This is a genomic window from Paenibacillus xinjiangensis (assembly GCF_059686975.1).
In genome coordinates, this window is record NZ_JCAALS010000018.1 from 1 (window position 1) to 18,545 (window position 18,545).

Sequence of the window (18,545 nt, forward strand, 5' to 3'; positions counted from 1 at the left end):
GACCTTAGATGCGCGCACGCCAGCGTAAACCGCCTCAATAAGCTCAAAACCGACCTTAGATGGGTCGAAACTAGCTAGTCTATGAGGTAAAAGGTCGGATTAAGCTCGAAATCGACCTTAGATGCGCGCACGCCAGCGTAAACCGCCTCAATAAGCTCAAAACCGACCTTAGATGGGTCGAAACTAGCTAGTCTATGAGGTAAAAGGTCGGATTAAGCTCGAAAACGACCTTAGATGCGCCCACGCCAGCGTGAACCGCCTCAATAAGCTCAAAAGCGACCTTAGATGGGTCGAAACTAGCTAGTCTATGAGGTGAAAGGTTGGATTAAGCTCGAAATCGACCTTAGATGCGCGCACGCCAGCGTAAACCGCCTTAATAAGCTCAAAACCGACCTTAGATGGGTCGAAACTAGCTAGTCTATGAGGTAAAAGGTTGGCTTAAGCTCGAAAACGACCTTAGATGCGCACAAGCCAGCGTGAACCGCCGCAATAAGCTCAAAGCCGACCTTAGATCGGTCGAACCGAGCTAGTCTATGCAACAGCGCGGGAGATAGCCGCCCGCGGAGCAAACAACAACATCATAATGCTGATGAGACCATCAGCTATCCATAAATGAAGGAGCTGGCGTCGACGGTGAGCAAACGAATCTTTTTATCCCCTCCACATTTGGGGACGCAAGAGCGTGAATACGTAGAGGAGGCATTCCGAACGAACTGGATTGCACCGCTTGGGCATAACGTCGATCAGTTCGAGATCGAGCTGGCGGAGCGTGTTGGAGTGAAGGGAGCGGTAGCCTTATCCTCTGGAACAGCGGCCATTCATATGGCGCTTCGGCTGCTTGGAGTCGGAAGAGGTGACCGCGTCTTCGTATCATCGCTTACGTTCGTAGCAAGCGTGAATCCGATTCTGTACGAAGGCGGGGAGCCTGTACTTATCGATTGCGATGACGCCACTTGGAACATGTCGGCGAAGGCGCTGCAGCGAGCGTTCGAGGAAGCTTCGCGTGAAGGCAAGCTGCCTAAGGCGGTTATCGTCGTGAACCTATATGGTCAAAGCGCCGATATGGACGCGATTAACCGTCTATGTGAGCACTATGATGTGCCAGTCATTGAGGATGCGGCTGAATCACTCGGCGCCACTTATAAAGGGAAGGCAAGCGGAACGCTCAGCAAATTCGGGATTTACTCGTTCAATGGCAACAAAATTATTACAACCTCGGGCGGAGGAATGCTCGTATCTGATGATCTGGAAGCACTGGACAAAGCTCGGTTCTATGCGACGCAGGCGAGAGAAGCAGCGCTGCATTATGAGCATGCCGAGCTTGGCTTCAACTACCGGATGAGCAATGTGCTGGCAGGTATTGGCCGTGGTCAGCTGCAAGTGTTAAGCGATCGTGTCGCTGCCCGCCGCGCTGTATATGAGCGATATGCGGAAGCATTCGCTGGCGTTGAAGGCGTGACAATGATGCCGGAAGCTGATTATGGCATGGCGAATCGCTGGCTCACGGTCATGACACTCGATCCGGCTGCTACAGGTACGATACCTGCTGAGCTGATTAACCATCTGGCGGCGGCGAACATTGAAGCGAGGCCAGTCTGGAAGCCGATGCATCTGCAGCCGATGCTACAGGGTTATGATTATTACCCGCATGAGCCAAGCCGAAGCGTGTCTAATGAGCTTTTCGAAAAAGGGATCTGCCTGCCATCTGGATCGAGTCTCACGACATCGGAGCAGGATCAGGTTATTGATAGCGTCTTGAGCTTTATCCAAATCAACTCTAGGGGGATTTCTCATGAAAGTGCGTAAAGCGATTATTCCGGCAGCCGGGCTCGGTACAAGGTTCCTGCCAGCGACCAAAGCCCAACCGAAGGAAATGCTGCCAATTGTCGATAAGCCGACCATTCAATACATTATCGAAGAAGCGATCGCATCAGGCATCGAGGATATTCTCATCGTAAGCGGCCGTGGCAAACGAGCGATCGAGGATCATTTTGACAAAACGTTCGAGCTTGAGGACATGCTGGCCAAAAAAGGAAAAATAAAGGAGCTTGAGCAGATCCGTCATATTTCGGACATGGCCAACATTCACTATATTCGTCAAAAAGAACCAAGAGGCCTTGGTCATGCGATCTGGTGTGCTCGAAGCTTCGTCGGTGATGAGCCGTTCGCGGTGCTCCTCGGCGATGATATCGTGCAGTCCGAAGAACCCTGCCTCAGTCAGCTGATTCGTGTCTATAACCGTTACTCCTCTTCCGTTGTTGGGGTGCAGCGTGTAAGTGATGATGATGTGTCCAAATACGGGATTATCGCGCCGCGTGGATCATCGATTGAGCCTTCTGTCTTTTTCCTGGACGGACTGGTGGAGAAGCCTTCCCGTAAGGCAGCCCCTTCGAACTACGCGATTATGGGCCGGTATATTCTAACTCCGGAGATTTTTGATATTTTGGAAAATCAAGCTCCCGGGGCTGGTGACGAAATCCAGCTGACGGATGCGATTAAGAAGCTTAACGATCAACGCAACGTACTCGCTTATAACTTCGAAGGCGTTCGATATGATGTTGGTGATAAATTCGGCTTCATTAAGGCGACACTCGACTTCGCTCTTCAGCGCGAAGATCTGCAGAATGATGTTCTTAACTACGTGCAGTCGGTGTATGAGAAGCATTTCCCGATTCTAAATAAGGTGGCGAAGTAATATGCGCAAAATAACAGTAATCGGTACAGGCTACGTCGGTTTAGTATCTGGGGCATGTTTTGCAGAAATCGGTAACCGGGTCATCTGCTGTGACGTTGATCAAGGGAAAATTGATAAGCTGAACCGCAATGAAATTCCGATCTATGAGCCAGGGCTGCAAGAAATGGTAGCAAGGAACAAGGAGCAAGGAAGACTATTGTTCACGACAGAGGTTGGCGAAGCGATCGAAGCTTCAGATATCGTCTACATTGCGGTAGGTACGCCGATGTCAGAGACAGGCGAAGCGGATATGCGTTACGTGATGCAAGCGGCCAAAAAAATCGGTGAGCATCTGAACAGCAACAAAATCATCGTGAATAAAAGCACGGTGCCAGTCGGTACAGGCGAGCTCGTGCGCGAAGTGGTGCAGGCGAACAAGAAATATCCATGGATCAGCTTCGAGGTCGTATCCAATCCAGAGTTCTTGCGTGAGGGCTCGGCACTGTCAGACTGCATGAACATGGATAGAGCGATTATCGGCTCTAATAATGAGGAGGCGGCAGAGGAGATCGCTCAGCTGCATGCTCCTTTTAAGACGCGTATATTCAAGACGGATCTGGAGAGCGCGGAGATGATCAAATATGCGGCGAACACCTTCCTCGCGACCAAAATCTCGTTCATTAATGCGATCGCCAACATTTGCGAAAAAGTCGGCGCCGACGTCGAGGACGTAGCGGAAGGCATGGGAATGGACAGCCGTATCGGCGGAAAATTCCTGCAGGCGGGTATTGGCTACGGCGGCTCTTGCTTCCCGAAGGATACGTATGCGCTCGCGCATATTTCGGATAAGGCAGGCTATGAGTTCGATCTGCTGAAATCTGTTATTCGAACGAATCAGCGGCAGCGCTTCGTCATTATGGACAAGCTGCGCGAAGCGCTCGGTGGATTAGCGGGCAAGCAGATTGCGGTGCTGGGGCTTGCTTTTAAACCGAATACGGATGATATGCGGGAGGCTCCTTCATTATCTATCGTACCTGAGCTGCTGAAGCTCGGGGCGACCGTTCGAGCATATGATCCGATTGCAGAGGAGGCAGCACGCAAGCTGCTTCCGACAGAGGTTCATTATGTGAAGTCGGCAGAACAAGCCGCGGCGGGCAGTGATGCTTGTGTGATTCTGACCGAGTGGGGCGATATCGTCTCTATGGATCTTGGGAAGGTGAGAGAGCAGATGAAGCAGCCAGTTATCATTGATGGCCGTAATTGCTTCCAGCCTGAGGAGATGGAGCGCGGCGGCTTCATGTATTATTCGATCGGCAGACGTCCGGTTAATCGGCCGGAGGCTGAGCGTAAATCGGTGAACCTGTAGAAGTTCTGGACTAGCAATGAGGCAGCAGTGGCTCGGCTTGGGAGAGAAAGGGGGTGAATGGTGAGGTTTGAGCAGGAAGCAGTGGCTGAATGCGGCGAATATGCAAATATCTCTACGTATCGCTATGCTTGCCAAATCCTAGGTCGATAGCTGCTTAGCTGCGTAATCATGCAGGTACACTTGAAGGAGGAGAACACAGAATGAGAAATTCATTTAAAGGATTGGCAATCGCTGCAATCACAGCCTTGCTGCTGCCGATTCTTGCGACTAGCGCATCAGCGGCCTCGAACATTTCGTTCAGCTTCGGCAACTCGTATGCACAATCTTCGAACTCGAATAGCTCCTCGCAAGGCTCATCGTTTAAGCCTTTTGAGAACACGTTCGTGGAGAAAATGGTGCAGTCACTGAAGCAAAACGCTGAGAAGAACAACGGCAACAGCGGCAACAGCGGCAACAACGGCAACAACGGCAACAACGGCAACAACGGCAACAACGGCAACAACGGCAACAACGGCAACAACGGCAACAACGGCAACAATGACAACAACGGTAACAATGGCAACAGCGGCAACAACGGCAACAATGGAAATGGTAATGGGAAGCCAGATAAGGATAAAGAGCAGCAGTTGGAAAAGAAAACGCAGCAGATTTATAATGCAACCTCTGCGGAACTCTTCCAGCTTCGTAACAGCTGCCAAGTTGGTCTGACTAACATTGCAGTTGAGTTCACAACTCTTACATCAACACATGAAAAAACTGAGCTGTACAAAGTCGGTACGTCTGCCTTCAACTCGTGCACAGCGCAATACAGTCAAGTCATGTCCGATGCAGGTCAAGAGCTGGTGGAAATCGGTGCAAACCCTGCCATCCTAGAGCCCATGCAAACACGCTATGAGCAAGAAATCGTAGCAGGCCGTCAACAGCTTAACGCTATCGTCGGTAAATAAACTATACTTAGGCAGCTAATGCTGCAAGAGCGGCGCCGGTTCCGAACCGGCGCTTCTTTGCGTTGTTCACTAGGACAGCTTGCATCCACCTAATAAGACCTTCGTAGGGCCTTATTTCGTACCTAACGCAGTAATTCTATCGACTTAAGGCCCTCGCAGGGTCTTAACCTCCATCAACCTGCGCGATTTCCATAGTAAACCTAGCTTGCATCCACCTAATAAGACCTTCGCAGGGCCTTATTTCGTACCTAACGCAGTAATTCTATCGACTTAAGGCCCTCGCAGGGTCTTAACCTCCATCAACCTGCACGATTTCCATAGTAAACCTAGCTTGCATCCTCCTAATAAGCCTTCGCAGGGCTTTAACCTCTATTTTAGGATCATTTAAGCTTCATTCGGATGCTGGACACACTTCACAACCTTTAATTCTGGCGGAACTTCACCGCTCTGCAGCCAGTTTTCCACTAACTGATTAAACCATTCAGGCTCAGCCAGTGAGATTCCATGTCCGACCTTTGGGATAATGATTCCCGTGCAATTCGGATTCGCGTGTACAATGTCGTGCATGGACTTCCGCATTGGTCCGCGCTCTTTTTCACCGACAGTCACTAATATTCTACTATTAGCTTTCGCAAAGTTGCTTGGGAGCTGGTAGGTCATGCTTTCCTTCAATATGCGGACTAAGCTGTCTGCCATGATCGTCTGGCTATACGCATAATAAGTCTCAAAATCCTCCTCACTGATGTACAGGGCTTTAGCCTGCATTTTGGAGAACCAACGATTCTTAATAAGAGGGAATGTCAGCGTTACGGAAGGCTTGATCCATCGTTCGATGAATCGAATTGGCTGTACCGAGGCGCTGTTGATGATCGCATAGTCAATTAAATCAGGTCGCATGCTTAGCATCTGAATAAGGATCTGAGCCCCTAATGAGAAGCCGATCACGATAACTTGCTTGCCTTGCCCTTTATACTCTATTAATTCAATGAGCTGTTGTGCGCTAAGGTTGATAGAGAATATGCTGTGCACGACGGGCTCTTGCCGCTCTCCCTGTTCAGGCAAATCTGGAACGATGCAATGATAGTGAGTGAAAAACTGGACCTGCTTATCCCACATCCAACCGGCTACCCCTCCACCGTGTAAGAAAAGCATTAATGGACCGTCAGATGGACCGTACTCCTTATAATTCAAATCCATAACGCGACCTCCCGGGAGCTAGACCTTACTTAATTATTATACAAAAACTCACTATAGAAATGGTTATTTTTGTATAATAATTAAAACTATTAAATATAACGTTATATTGGACAAACTTGAAAACTAGAAAAAAGGAAGTGTACCTTATGAAAGTATGGAAATTGAAATCACACGAGAAAAGTTTTTCACTTAATTTAGTCAATTTTGATGAAGATCAGAATCAATTGTATAGTACATAACAAGGCATTTATCTCTCGGATTGGAAACCGTTAAAAATGGAAATATCTAGAAAGTGAATAAAAAGTGATCTACCTCACTTCTATCCTGGAGTACTTGTTTTTTCTCAAAAATCTATTCAATTATTGAATAGCTTTATCAAAAATTGCGTTCAGTATTTAACTATTGATGGCATGGATGAATATGTTCTAGCAAATGTCATTAATCTGATTGAATGCGTTGACTATGAGCGTTCTACAACTTATAAAAACCGTTTAGGAAAGTTTGCGGGTTTCAAAGAAGTGAAATTTATTAAAGAAAAAGTGGAAAATCAATTTTTATTCAAAATTAAAGGGCGTGCAAGAAATACAGTTTATGTTACCGATCTTTTCAGAGACATTGTGTTGGCTTCTAAATTAAAGGGTTATGACTTTATAGAAGTATGGGATTCCGAGGTGTCAGAAGATATGGAGCAGCAAAGACAAGAAAGATATGAGAGAAAGCTTGCCGAAATAGAACAGAAAAAGGGGATAGAGATGAGCTGGGCAGAGGCTGTGAATCTGGTGAATGTCGGAAAGTCAGCAGCGAGTGGCAAATGGAAAATACAAAACAATAAAGCTGGTAGTTTGCTGTTAGGTGAGCTTACAGAAGAATTAACCTATGATTGGATGGATCCTATGTTTTTACCGCCAGTACTGTTCAATTTGATGTGGCATGAAGTTGAAAACTCTATTATTTGATCATATAGGAGATTGACTGGACGTACGCGAAGGGGCGTCCAGTCAATCATTTCTTCTACAGCTCCAAAGGCGTCAAATGCTGCACCGTATCCCGTTCGAGCTTGCGGAACTCGCCCGGCGTCCTGCCGGTCCATTCCACGAACTGACGGCTGAAGCTCTGCACGTTCTCGTAGCCGATTCGATGAGCGATTCGCTCTATCGTATCGTTGCTGGCTGCGAGCATCTGCATCGCTTCTTGGCGCTTTAATACCATTAAATATTCACGTGGTGACATGCCGTAGGCGAGCTTGAACACCCGATAGCCATGCCTTCTGCTAATAGAAAGCTTCTGCGAGATGGCTTCCAGCCAGTTGTTGTCTGCTTCTTCTATGGCTAGTGCTCCCGTTGCTACGTCGCTGCTTGTAACGACCAGCTTGTTAATTTCCTTCGCAATCTGATTGGGGAGCGACGGCTTCCATGGCTGCTCTGAGCTTCGCGGCTCTTGGCCTAGCATCTGCTCCAGCTTATGGGCGATTGAGTACAGCTTGGCGAACAAGGCGATACGCGAGTGCAGCTCAGCCGACAATAAAAGGATCATTTCGTGAATGATGGGGGTGAGTGCTTTATTAATAGGGTGATCAGCTCGATACAGCCCTTTATTTTCTCTCTCCAGCAGCTCAATGAAAAAAGGGTCCTCCAGCTGCACATGCATGCAGAAGTAACGCATCTCCTCCCCCTGCTCCACACGAAAGTCATGCATCTGCATCGGTGAAATAATAAGCAGATCGCCCGTATGCTGCTCATACTCCTGCGACCCGATAATCGCTGTCTGAGTGCCGCTCAGCACGAGGTTCATCTCGAACATCATATGATGGACATGCTTGCCGCATGACCATCCTTTCTGGGCGATGCCCATATGGGAGCTGTAGAGGTAAGCCTCCGAGCGTATATAGGGGTTATGATGAACGGTCGTTAGTCCGATTTTGTTGAAAGTCATATGAAGAATCACCGTCCTGACTGTAGGATGCGAATCTGAAATGTCCCATTATGTTAAATGATTATACCTCGTTAGACCGAATATGTGATGGATGTTCTGATGCCTCCGCCTTATACTGATTAGCGTCAAGGCAATTCGGAGATAGCTCTATCATAAGGCTAAAAGTAGGTGGAGAGAAGATGGCAAAACCAACAACAGAGCTTTCGCTGGACTACTCCAAGTGGTTCGAGGCTGAGCCGGGACGGAAGCAAAAACCGCTGCGGCTTCTTGCACGCCTGTTCCATGATCATTGGGGGAAAGTGGCATTATCGGCTTTTTATTATTTGTTGAAATCGGCGCCTGTGTTCGTCCTGCCGATTGTGACCGCGAACATCATTAATATCATTAGTTATCCCGAGAAGCATGCGATGCACGAATTCTGGGTTAATCTGATCGTTATCGTAGCCGTCATTGCGCAAAATATCCCGACGCATACGCTGCATATCAGCTATATCAGCAAGGCTGTCCGCCATGTGGAGGCCGGGCTTAGAAGCACGCTCGTACGCAAGCTGCAGCAGCTGTCGCTGAGCTACCATGGCGACTTAAGCGGCGGCAAGCTGCAGGCCAAGGTGCTGCGTGACGTAGAGGCAATCGACTTCCTCTCGCGTCAAATGTTAATGACGATTATTCCGGCTTTTTTAAGCCTCATTATCGTCGTGGGCATTACACTGTACCACAGCTGGGTCGTTGCGCTGTTCTTCATTCTAATGGGACCTACCGCAATCACGCTTGTCCGTTTCTTCCAATCGCGCATGTCACAGCGCAACCGTGATGTGAGACGCAATATTGAGGAAATGTCCGGCAAAGTATCAGAGACAGTAGAGATGATTCCCGTTACGCGGGCTCACGGCCTTGAGGATGTAGAAATACGCAAGGTAGATGGAGCGCTGGAGGATATCCGGCAGCGAGGGCATAAGCTTGACGTATTGGAGGCTTATTTCGGCTCCACGAGCTGGGTTAGCTTCCAGCTGTTCCAAGTAGGCTGCTTGTTCTTCACCGGCTACTTGGCGCATCTTGGTTATATGGAGATCGGCGATATCGTCATGTATCAGGGCTTTTTCGCTATGATGGTCGGATCGGTCAATGCTATTCTGAATGTGTTCCCTAATCTGGTGAAAGGCTTCGAATCTCTGTATTCGGTATCGGAAGTGCTGATGTCCCCAGATACAGAGGAGTACAAGGGACGGGTGAAGCCGGAGACGATCCGCGGCGAATTCAAGTTCGAAGGGGTAGGCTTCCGTTATAAGAATGCGGATCGCCATGTGCTGGAGGATCTGACGCTGCACGTCAAGGCAGGTGAGAAGATCGCCTTCGTCGGGGAGTCAGGCTCTGGCAAGTCAACGATTCTGAATCTGATCATTGGTTTCTATCGGCCGCAGAAGGGTCAGGTATGGCTCGATGGGCTTCCAATGGATGAGCTTCGAATGAAACGCTATAGGCAGTCGCTGGCTATCGTCCTTCAGAACAATATTCTCTTCTCCGGATCGATTCGTGAGAATATTACGTATGGCCTTCCGAATATTTCGGAGGAGAGGCTTCAGCAAGCGGTATGGATGGCGAATCTGCAGGATGTAATCGATAATCTTCCAGAGGGGCTGGACACTTTGGTCGGCGAGCATGGGGGCAGGCTGTCTGGCGGACAGCGCCAGCGTATCGCTATCGCACGGGCAATGGTGCGCGACCCGCGAGTTATTATACTGGATGAAGCGACATCAGCGCTGGACAACATTAGCGAGAAGCATGTGCAGCAGGCAATGGAGCAGCTCATGGAAGGGCGGACTACGTTCATCGTTGCCCATCGGCTGTCTACGATACGCAATGTCGACCGCATCGTTGTGATGAAGAAGGGGCGCATTGTTGAGATTGGCTCGTATGATGAGCTGCTGGAGAAGCGTGGGGAATTTTATAAGCTGAAAAACATGTAGATAGCGTGCGAAAAAATATACTCAGATGGGATGATGAGAGATGGCTGGGCAAACAATTTTATTCCAAGGCGATTCCATTACAGACGGCGCAAGGGCACGCAACGATGACCTGAATCATATTCTCGGCCACGGCTATCCGTATATCATTGCAGGCAAGCTGGGGTATGAGCTGGCGGAGCGTAAGCCGCACTTCATCAATCGGGGGATAAGCGGGAATCGTGTATCTGATCTGTACGCTCGCTGGAACGAAGATGCGATTAGCTTAAAGCCTGATTTGATCAGCATACTGATCGGCGTGAATGATGCATGGCGCACCATGTCCGGTGAACCAAGCGGTGTCACAGACCGTTTCGAGAGAGCATATCGTCATCTTCTGGAGGAGACTAGAGAAGTGCTACCAAGTACAGAGCTTGTGCTGTGTGAGCCCTTTGTCTTGAATACAGGGGCTACTGCAGAGCGCTGGGAGGAATGGCAAACGTTAATTCATTCCTATCAAGCGATCGTGACTAGGCTCGCATCTGAATTCGATGCCGTATTCGTTCCTCTACAGGATGCGTTCGATGCTGCGTGTAAGCAGGCTGATGCAGCCTACTGGATATGGGATGGCGTTCATCCAACAGCGGCGGGGCACGAGTTGATCGCGAGGGAGTGGCTGTCCGTCGTGCAGAATAGCCGATTAGCTATTCGTTAATATGGTGAAAGCTGGCCCAGATAGGCCAGCTTCACAGTGTCGAGAAAGTCCAAGGGACTTTTCGGCACTTTTTTATTTGGTGGTTCTTGTGTCGTCGAAGAAAAAATCGACATAAAACGATCTGAGAGCAACATTTTAACGAAAAAATTCGGGGAATTTAAGCCCTCATAAAACAAGGCCCCGCTGATTAGATTGCACTAAATACAATGTAGCTCCAGCGCGCAGAATCAATAATCTATCTGGCGTTATGCAGACTGTATTTCATACAACCTTATGGCGATATATCAACAATAGCTTGCTGTACACTGTACTCACTACAACCCAGTTTCCTGGACTTTACTTTTATTCGCCAAAACAACAGATTTGGTTGTATGTAATGCAACCTTAGCGGACTTCTAGTGCCGTTTCCACTGATTAGATTGCACGAAATACAATGTAGCTCCAGCGCACACAATTAATTATCTATCTGGCGTTATGCAGACTGTATTTCATACAACCTTATGGCGATATATCAACAATAGCTTGCTGTACACTGTACTCACTACAATTCAGTTAGCTGAAATTTACTTTTATGTGTAAGGCAACTTCAGAGTGCCGAGAAAGTCCAAGGGGCTTTTCGGCACTTTTTTATTTGATGGTTCTCGTGTCGTGGAAGAAAAATCAATCTAAAACGATCTGAGAGCTACATTTTAACAGGGGATTTCTCTACAGTCTGGACCTGGCCATGAGAGGTCAGCTTCTTCGCTCTATCTACTTACAGCGTCCGATTCAGCTTGAGCTCGAATTTCGGCTTCGTTACATACTCCATGTAGGAGACGGCTCCGTTCCAATTCAGATAGGCCTCATAACGAGTGCGTATGGCTGGAGCTGTGATCATATCGAGCGCTTGATGTTGCTCTACCCAGCGGCTGTCTGATGTTTCCTCGGAGGTAGCTAATTGCCCGCCTACTGGCTTGCAGGTGAAGTCGAAGATGACTTTGGTGGGAATATCCGTTACACCATCATGCCATTTGTGAGTGCCTGTATTGGAATAGACGCCAACGAGCTGCAGGACCATGATATCGATCCCGCTCTCTTCTTTTATTTCCCGTACAAGGGCGTCCATCAAATTCTCCCCCATCTCCACTTGCCCACCTGGAAACACCCAGCCGCCATGCTGCGTTTTGACCAATAGCACCTGTTCTGCTTCAATCTTCACAATACCGCCTACTGCGACTATATGGGTTGGCATTGTCACGCTCATGACCTCCTAGCTTATTAGAATTCGTTATTAAGGGTAATAATTCCATATTAGGTACTTCAAATCCTTGCTTGGACGGCTCGAATACCGACGTTCTATAAGGTTTAAGCTAAGAGAAGGTCTGCTTGTATATAGGAAGGAGCAATAATCATGCTGCTTGATTGTGTCATTGTCGGAGGAGGTCCGGCGGGACTGAATGCTGCTCTCGTACTAGGTAGAGCTAGGCGCAGCGTCATCCTATTCGATAGTCATCATCCTAGAAATGCGGTCACGAAGGAGACACACGGTTTCCTTACGAGAGATGGCGTTAAGCCTGAAGAGTTCAGGCGTATAGCCCATGATGACATTCGCCGATACCCTACCGTAGAGATTCGAACGGCTACGGTAACGTCTGTTGTCCCAGGTGAAGGCATTTCGTTCGAGATTACGAGTAAAGCAGGGGTCGTTCGTGCTCGCACGGTTATTCTCGCGGCAGGTCTTCAAGAGCAGCTTCCAGCGATACCAGCCATTCAGGAGTATTATGGCCAATCGATATTCAGCTGTCCCTATTGCGACGGATGGGAGCTGCGGGACCAGCCGCTCGTCATTCTATCGGAGACAGACAGCGTCTATTCGATGGCCAAAACGGTATTCCAGTGGTCGCGAGATATCGTCGTCTGCACGAATGGTCATACCGACACGCTGACGGAGGAGCATTCGGAGCAGCTCAAGCGATGGAATATTGCTGTCCATACGCAGCCAATAGCCGCTCTCTCTGGCAGGGAAGGGAGGCTGAACGGCGTTATTCTGGAGGATGGTACAGTGCTGGAGTGCTCTGGCGGATTCCTCACAACGGAGTGGAGCCATCCGATTAGCTTCATTAAGGAGCTGGGTTGTGAGCAGAATGAATTCGGAGGAATTGCGGCAGATGACTTCGGCAGAACGAATGTAGAGGGTATATATGCGGCTGGAGATGGCTCGGTTATCATGCCAGCGCAGCTCATTGTTGCTGCTGCAGAGGGCTGCCGTGCGGCTATAGGAGTGAATTCAGCGCTTACGAATGCGGACTTCTATAAGATGTAATAGTAACATTTTGTGATTCTTATTAAGGGTTCACTACTTATTAAGGGAAAATTAGCAGCAGTGGGCAGGTTTTATGTGAAAAGGGACTACGGCAGGTAATCCGTATCTATCATCCAGCATCCATTTATTGCATAATAAAATGGGTGGTTGTGAGAATGATAGATTTCTTAATTGGATACGGAGATGACTGAGAAACGGTGAAAACTTTCTTGCAATTGAACACGATTTTTCTGAGTATGATTATGGAGGCTATTCCGTTCGTTTTGTTAGGAGTGCTCATATCCGGCTTTATTCAAATGTTCCTAACGGAGAAATGGATAGCACGCATCATGCCCAAAAATCGCTTCCTCGCCTCTTTGTTCGGCTGCAGCATAGGGGTGTTGTTCCCCGCATGTGAATGCGGAATTGTCCCTATTACGAAGAGGCTGTTGAAAAAAGGGGTCCCTCTGAATGCCGGCATAGGGTTCATGCTGACTGGACCCATTATTAATCCCATAGTCCTTATGTCAACCTATATTGCATTCGGTAATGACTGGAGAATGGTCGGCATCCGAGCAGGCATGGCGGTTGCGGTTGCACTTGTTGTTTCGTTAATTGTTGCGTTTCTATTCCCAGTCTTGCCACTACGTGGAGTGGATGAGCAGGTGGCTGCTGCTTCGGAGATGAGTGCTCTTGCTCCAGTACGACGGCCACTTAAGAAACAAATCATGGATGTGCTTCATCATGCGGTTGAAGAATTTTTCTCGGTCGGCAAATATCTAGTGCTCGGTGCGTTCATTGCTGCATCCATGCAGACGTTCATTCCTACTTCGACATTATTGCATCTGGGCAGCAATCCGGTCACTTCTTCGCTCGTCATGATGGTATTGGCTTTCACGATGTCATTATGCTCCGAGGCGGATGCTTTCATCGCGTCATCGTTCCGAAGTACGTTCTCTATAGGTGCGCTATCTGCGTTCCTTGTGTTCGGACCGATGATCGATATCAAAAACACTTTAATGCTGTTAGGCACATTCCGGGGGAAATTCGTAGCTGTGCTTATTGCTGTGGTTACGGTATTCACTTTGCTGGGTTCTTTAATTGTAGGGAGGTTGTTCGGCGCATGATCAGGCTGTATATCTTAATGGGATTTACCTTGATGTTTATTCTGATGCATCGGAGCGGCGATCTGAATAAGTACATCAACATGAAATATGCTTATCTATCGATTAGTGCGGTTGTGCTGCTGTCGGTCTTAGGTGTCGTAGAATTTCTGCGAATCTATCGCAAAGAGGCTGAGCAGGAGCGTCTATTGCTGCAAGAAGGAAAGGACCAGAGTGGGTGTGGTGAGCAGCACGAGCATGGGAGTGACCATGATCATGAACATGAACACAGCCATCATGGTCATTCCCACGAGCCGACTTCGAAGTGGAAGCGGGCTGTGGGCTATTGTATCCTATTTGTCCCGATTGTAACTGGAATCTTCCTACCCGTGCAGACGCTGGACTCAAGCTTCGTCAAGGCGAAGGGATTCTCTTTTCCCACATTCGAGGACGCTCAGAACAATCCAGGCGAGCACCAATTCCTGAAGCCGGACACTAGTGTGTTCTATGGCAAGGAAGGCTATGAGAAGGTGAAGAGCAAGGAGTTGTCCGAGTTCCTCGGTGTGCGGCAAATCAACCTGACGGATGAGAACTATTTGAAAGGCATGGAGGCATTATACAATAATCCTGGTGAATTCATGGGAGGCAAGACCATCAGCTTCGACGGCTTTGCCTATAAGGGGGAGCAGGTGGATGGTGATCATTACTTCGTGTTTCGGTTTGGTTTCATCCATTGCGTAGCCGATTCCGGTGTATTCGGGATGCTTGTTGATTTCCCCAAGGGTACGAATCTCCAAGACAATGACTGGGTCAATGTGTCAGGAACGATATCTTGGGAGTTCTACCAGCCATTCAAGCAGACGATTCCCGTGCTGCAAGTCACGTCATGGAAGAGCATTTTGGCTCCCAAAGATCCTTATGTATATCGGCTATAGATTTCCTTCACTATTCATGAAGCAAGAATAAGGCTTACAAGCGGCGGATACCCTACTAAAGGCAAAGGAGGGAATCCAGTGACAGAATCCACGAATGAATTCGTATCGAAGGTACATGAGACGCAGGCGAAGCAACAGAAGAACAAGGAGCACTATGGAAAAGGAAAGCCTTCGGAGAAGCTAGTCAATAAGCAGCATACGAACAATCCGTAAGCTGCAGATGCACGTTCGCTATCAGCCTGATGAACGGAGTAAGTACAAAGCGGCAGACCAAGAATGGTTAATCATTCTGGTCTGCCGCTTCAATGAGTGAATGACTGTCCCGTTCTGGCGCTGACTTGTAGGATTAATCGACTAAGACCCTGTCGCCCTTACTTATTGGCTGAGAAATGACAAGAAATTGGGCCTCAGCATTAGACTTGTTGAACATTTGATGAGGGACATAAGGCGCCACCTCTACACCTTCTTGTGCACTTAGGACAATCTCTTTACTGTCTATCTCCATGGTTGCTGTACCAGATAACACGAAGAAGAATTGACGAGAATGCTGGTGATAATGCTTGAGTAGAAGCTAATATAACATACATTCACTACATACCCTGCCCGTTCAGTCCAGTCGAAGGGTTAATTTTTTTGAAAAAACCATAGATTGACAAAACAACCATCCTGCACGATAATATATATGAACACATGCTCATATGTAAGAATATAAATAATTATGGTTGATAGTAACGTACGGAAGGCAGGAGGGCATTCGCGATGAGCAATCAGCATTCTCATGATCACAAGCAGGCACATAACCACTCTGGAGAGAAACAAGAAGAGCACGACCATGCTTCTTGTGGCGGGCATTCGCATTCGAACTCACATGGTCATGATCACAGCCACGGTCACGGACATCATCATCATTATGATATGGAAGGCAACAAGACGGGGTTAATCATAGCGGTCATTATTACGGCAGCGATTATGCTGCTTGAATTTTTCGGGGGATTGATTACGAATAGTCTGGCCTTGCTGTCGGATTCCGGTCATATGCTCAGTGATGTCAGTGCGCTCATATTGAGCCTAGTGGCGGTAGGGTTCGCAGCTCGACCAGCCTCGCCAAGTAAAACATACGGCTTCTATCGGTTCGAGATATTAGCTGCACTATTCAATGGCGTTACCTTGTTCGTCATAGCTGGCTTTATTATATTCGAGGCATACGGACGTTTCTTCGATCCTCCAGCTGTAGCAAGCGGCTCGATGATGCTGATTGCGGCAGTTGGCCTTCTCGCCAATCTGGCGAGTGCATGGGCTCTGATGCGCAAAGGAGATGTGCATAACAATCTGAACGTGCGGAGCGCCTATCTTCATATTCTTGGTGATGCGCTCGGCTCCGTGGGTGCTGTATTAGCGGGGCTCCTGATCTATCTGTTCGATTGGGCGATTGCTGATCCAATTATATCCGTAGTTGTATCACTTCTCATTCTGAAGAGCGCATGGAGTGTTATCAAGCATACCGTCCATATTCTGATGGAGGGTACACCCTCCAGAATTAATCAGAATGAAGTGAAGGAAGCATTGATGGAGATCGATGGCGTTGCTGACGTGCATGATCTTCATATCTGGACGATCACGTCGGGACTGGATTCCTTAAGCTGCCATGTGCAGGTAGTGGACGGTCAGGATTGCCAGCAGGTGCTGCAGGCAGCCATCCGCAAGATCGAAGAACGCTTCAACATTCAGCATACGACGATCCAAGTGGAGAGCTCTCATATTCGTCATATGGAGCTTAAGGTATAGCGATAGAAAACGCGCTGACAGCGTAACGAAGGAACCTGCTTTCCCTCATAGGGATAGCAGGTTCCTTTTTGTACTGCATGCTAATGCAAAGTCGAAGGCTTCACCAGCTTCTCCTCCATATGCTGTCTGCGGATAAGAATAGCTGCCGTAATGAGCATGACCCCATTCAGGATGAATATCCACCTAATCGGGATTATGCCGCCGATTACTCCCCCGATCACTGGGCCAAGCATCGTTGCCAGCTGAGTGGAGGATTGGTTCAAGCTGAATGCACGTCCTCGGAAGCTGGTGTCGGTCACCTTGACGATCATGGCATTAATGGCGGGATAGACGCCGGCGAAGAACAGACCATAGACGAACCGCAATATGCCGAATTGCGCATAGTGATTGACGAAGAATTGCAGGCAGTTGCCGATACCGCCGCCGATCAGACCGATGAACAGCACGTTGGAGAAGCCGATACGCGAGCCGATTTTGCCCCATTGCGGTGCTGCGATAAGCGTAGCGATTCCTACCGCCGAGAATACGAAGCCAGATTTCAACGAAGCCTCACCTTCGCTCACACCCAGCTGCAGCATGTAGACGGTGAGCAGAGGCTCAAGCAGCATGACCGAGAACGCCGTGACACCAACAATGACCAGCAGCGTAGCGAAGGTCCGGTTGGATAACGCTTGCTTCAGGTCCTCCTTAATCGAGGAGCGGGGTGCAGAACGGTTGAATTTCTTCTCATGAGCAAAAAAGGTTGCGATGAGCGCAGACACCAGTACGATGAAGCCTGAGAATATGAACGATTCCCGATTGCCCATATAGTGGCTCACGACGCCTCCAATTACGGGACCTATAATGCCGCCTGTCGCGCTCGCAGTAGCCATAATGCCAAGCGCATAACCAGATTTCTCCTCCGGTGTGTTCGTTGCAACGAGAGCGATTGCTGCGGGAACATAGCCGGCTAACAATCCCTGAAAAATACGCAGAATTATGAATAGATAAGGATCATGAATGAAATAGGTGAGGAAGTAGAGCGCTGCCAAGCTGAAGCCAGATCGGATGAGCATAGGCTTGCGCCCATATTTGTCGGATAGAGATCCCCAATAAGGAGCAATCAAAGCGCCGGCGAGAAAGGTGATGCCGAATGAAATGCCGGACCATAGCTCAAGATGTTCATGGACGCCAAGATCATTTTTCAAGAATAGTGGGATAAACGGAATGGAAGTAGTGAATGCCGTGCTGCAAAAAAAGACGCCTACCCACAAGACGAATAAATTGCGTTTCCAAGAAAAATTCATGTGCTGTCACATCCTATAGCTAACGTAGTTGTCCCTATTGTAAACCTATTTCAACCGAATCTCCATGGTTTCGGGGAAAATGATCAGTCCTTCCTATTTCTCGGAACAGAAGGACACAGTCAGAACATCTACAAGCAGCTAGTGAATAAGCTCGCTCTCTTTTGCTTTATTGACGAATTTGGAGGAAGCGCGGTTAATTGTTTTTTTGAGAGCAAGCCCGACTAGCAGTGCTGCTCCAGTGAAGACCACCAGTACAAGAAGATCTGACCAGACGATATCCCATAGGATACCGCCGACGGCCTCGCGCATGAGGCTGATCGCATAAGTGAAGGGCAGGAATGGATGAATGGCTTGGAAGAGGGATGGGAGGCAGACGAGTCCAAG

At 48.5% G+C, this 18,545-nt stretch carries 16 protein-coding genes and 2 pseudogenes; 12 read left to right on the plus strand and 6 right to left on the minus strand.

Annotated elements, in window-relative coordinates; all coding sequences use genetic code 11:
- Positions 1-612 precede the first annotated feature (612 nt).
- The 4 genes from AC6ESP_RS17945 (at position 613) to AC6ESP_RS17960 (ending at position 4,987) form a co-directional block, all read left to right on the plus strand.
- A complete protein-coding gene (locus tag AC6ESP_RS17945; RefSeq protein ID WP_497098107.1) occupies positions 613-1,806 on the plus strand; it encodes a DegT/DnrJ/EryC1/StrS family aminotransferase in 1,194 nt (397 codons plus the stop codon).
- A complete protein-coding gene (galU, locus tag AC6ESP_RS17950) occupies positions 1,793-2,695 on the plus strand; it encodes a UTP--glucose-1-phosphate uridylyltransferase GalU (RefSeq protein WP_497098108.1) in 903 nt (300 codons plus the stop codon). The genes AC6ESP_RS17945 and galU overlap by 14 nt, the downstream gene beginning before the upstream one ends.
- A gap of 1 nt (position 2,696) precedes the next feature.
- The gene (tuaD, locus tag AC6ESP_RS17955; RefSeq protein WP_497098109.1) at positions 2,697-4,040 is read left to right on the plus strand and encodes a UDP-glucose 6-dehydrogenase TuaD; all 1,344 of its coding nucleotides are present in this window, start codon (positions 2,697-2,699) and stop codon (positions 4,038-4,040) included.
- Positions 4,041-4,240: 200 nt separating this feature from the next.
- Positions 4,241-4,987, plus strand: coding sequence for a hypothetical protein (locus AC6ESP_RS17960; RefSeq protein WP_497098110.1), 747 nt, complete (start codon positions 4,241-4,243; stop codon positions 4,985-4,987).
- A 384-nt stretch (positions 4,988-5,371) separates the two neighbouring features.
- On the opposite strand, the gene AC6ESP_RS17965 is transcribed toward AC6ESP_RS17960, so the two are convergent.
- Complete coding sequence (locus AC6ESP_RS17965; RefSeq protein WP_497098111.1) at positions 5,372-6,184, minus strand: alpha/beta fold hydrolase; 813 nt, start codon at positions 6,182-6,184, stop codon at positions 5,372-5,374.
- Between the two features lie 410 nt (positions 6,185-6,594).
- On the opposite strand from AC6ESP_RS17965, the gene AC6ESP_RS17970 reads away from it, so the two are divergent.
- Positions 6,595-7,140, plus strand: coding sequence for an imm11 family protein (locus tag AC6ESP_RS17970; protein WP_497098112.1), 546 nt, complete (start codon positions 6,595-6,597; stop codon positions 7,138-7,140).
- Between the two features lie 55 nt (positions 7,141-7,195).
- Here the strand turns inward: AC6ESP_RS17970 and AC6ESP_RS17975 are convergent, their stop codons facing one another.
- Positions 7,196-8,116 carry a helix-turn-helix transcriptional regulator gene (locus AC6ESP_RS17975; protein ID WP_497098113.1) on the minus strand — a complete coding sequence of 307 codons (921 nt, stop codon included), beginning with the start codon at positions 8,114-8,116 and terminating at the stop codon, positions 7,196-7,198.
- Between the two features lie 179 nt (positions 8,117-8,295).
- On the opposite strand from AC6ESP_RS17975, the gene AC6ESP_RS17980 reads away from it, so the two are divergent.
- Both AC6ESP_RS17980 and AC6ESP_RS17985 read left to right on the plus strand, forming a co-directional pair.
- On the plus strand, positions 8,296-10,080 hold the full coding sequence (locus tag AC6ESP_RS17980; protein WP_497098114.1) for an ABC transporter ATP-binding protein: 1,785 nt from the start codon (positions 8,296-8,298) through the stop codon (positions 10,078-10,080).
- Positions 10,081-10,120: 40 nt separating this feature from the next.
- Positions 10,121-10,771 carry an SGNH/GDSL hydrolase family protein gene (locus tag AC6ESP_RS17985; protein ID WP_497098115.1) on the plus strand — a complete coding sequence of 217 codons (651 nt, stop codon included), beginning with the start codon at positions 10,121-10,123 and terminating at the stop codon, positions 10,769-10,771.
- A gap of 754 nt (positions 10,772-11,525) precedes the next feature.
- Here AC6ESP_RS17985 and AC6ESP_RS17990 read toward each other — a convergent pair.
- Positions 11,526-12,008, minus strand: a complete 483-nt coding sequence (locus AC6ESP_RS17990; RefSeq protein ID WP_497098116.1) for an NUDIX hydrolase — start codon at positions 12,006-12,008, stop codon at positions 11,526-11,528.
- Positions 12,009-12,161: 153 nt separating this feature from the next.
- Here AC6ESP_RS17990 and AC6ESP_RS17995 point away from each other — a divergent pair, with 153 nt between their 5' ends.
- The 4 genes from AC6ESP_RS17995 (at position 12,162) to AC6ESP_RS18010 (ending at position 15,303) form a co-directional block, all read left to right on the plus strand.
- Positions 12,162-13,073, plus strand: coding sequence for an NAD(P)/FAD-dependent oxidoreductase (locus tag AC6ESP_RS17995; RefSeq protein ID WP_497098117.1), 912 nt, complete (start codon positions 12,162-12,164; stop codon positions 13,071-13,073).
- 236 nt (positions 13,074-13,309) lie between these two features.
- Positions 13,310-14,179 (plus strand): permease, encoded by an 870-nt coding sequence (locus tag AC6ESP_RS18000; protein WP_497098220.1) that lies wholly within the window; start codon positions 13,310-13,312, stop codon positions 14,177-14,179.
- The gene (locus AC6ESP_RS18005) at positions 14,176-15,090 is read left to right on the plus strand and encodes a TIGR03943 family putative permease subunit (RefSeq protein ID WP_497098118.1); all 915 of its coding nucleotides are present in this window, start codon (positions 14,176-14,178) and stop codon (positions 15,088-15,090) included. Before AC6ESP_RS18000 ends, AC6ESP_RS18005 begins: the two co-directional genes overlap by 4 nt.
- 78 nt (positions 15,091-15,168) lie before the next feature.
- Positions 15,169-15,303, plus strand: a complete 135-nt coding sequence (locus AC6ESP_RS18010; RefSeq protein ID WP_497098119.1) for a DUF4023 domain-containing protein — start codon at positions 15,169-15,171, stop codon at positions 15,301-15,303.
- A 133-nt stretch (positions 15,304-15,436) separates the two neighbouring features.
- Here the strand turns inward: AC6ESP_RS18010 and AC6ESP_RS18015 are convergent.
- A pseudogene (locus tag AC6ESP_RS18015) lies at positions 15,437-15,637 on the minus strand (cupin domain-containing protein); the annotation flags it as partial.
- Positions 15,638-15,849: 212 nt separating this feature from the next.
- Between AC6ESP_RS18015 and AC6ESP_RS18020 the strand changes: the two are divergent.
- Entirely contained in the window at positions 15,850-16,875 is a 1,026-nt protein-coding gene (locus tag AC6ESP_RS18020) for a cation diffusion facilitator family transporter (RefSeq protein ID WP_497098120.1), read from the plus strand.
- An 80-nt stretch (positions 16,876-16,955) separates the two neighbouring features.
- Here the strand turns inward: AC6ESP_RS18020 and AC6ESP_RS18025 are convergent, their stop codons facing one another.
- Both AC6ESP_RS18025 and AC6ESP_RS18030 read right to left on the minus strand, forming a co-directional pair.
- Entirely contained in the window at positions 16,956-18,161 is a 1,206-nt protein-coding gene (locus tag AC6ESP_RS18025; protein ID WP_497098121.1) for an MFS transporter, read from the minus strand.
- A 138-nt stretch (positions 18,162-18,299) separates the two neighbouring features.
- Positions 18,300-18,527: pseudogene (locus AC6ESP_RS18030) on the minus strand (YhgE/Pip domain-containing protein); the annotation flags it as partial.
- Positions 18,528-18,545 lie beyond the last annotated feature (18 nt).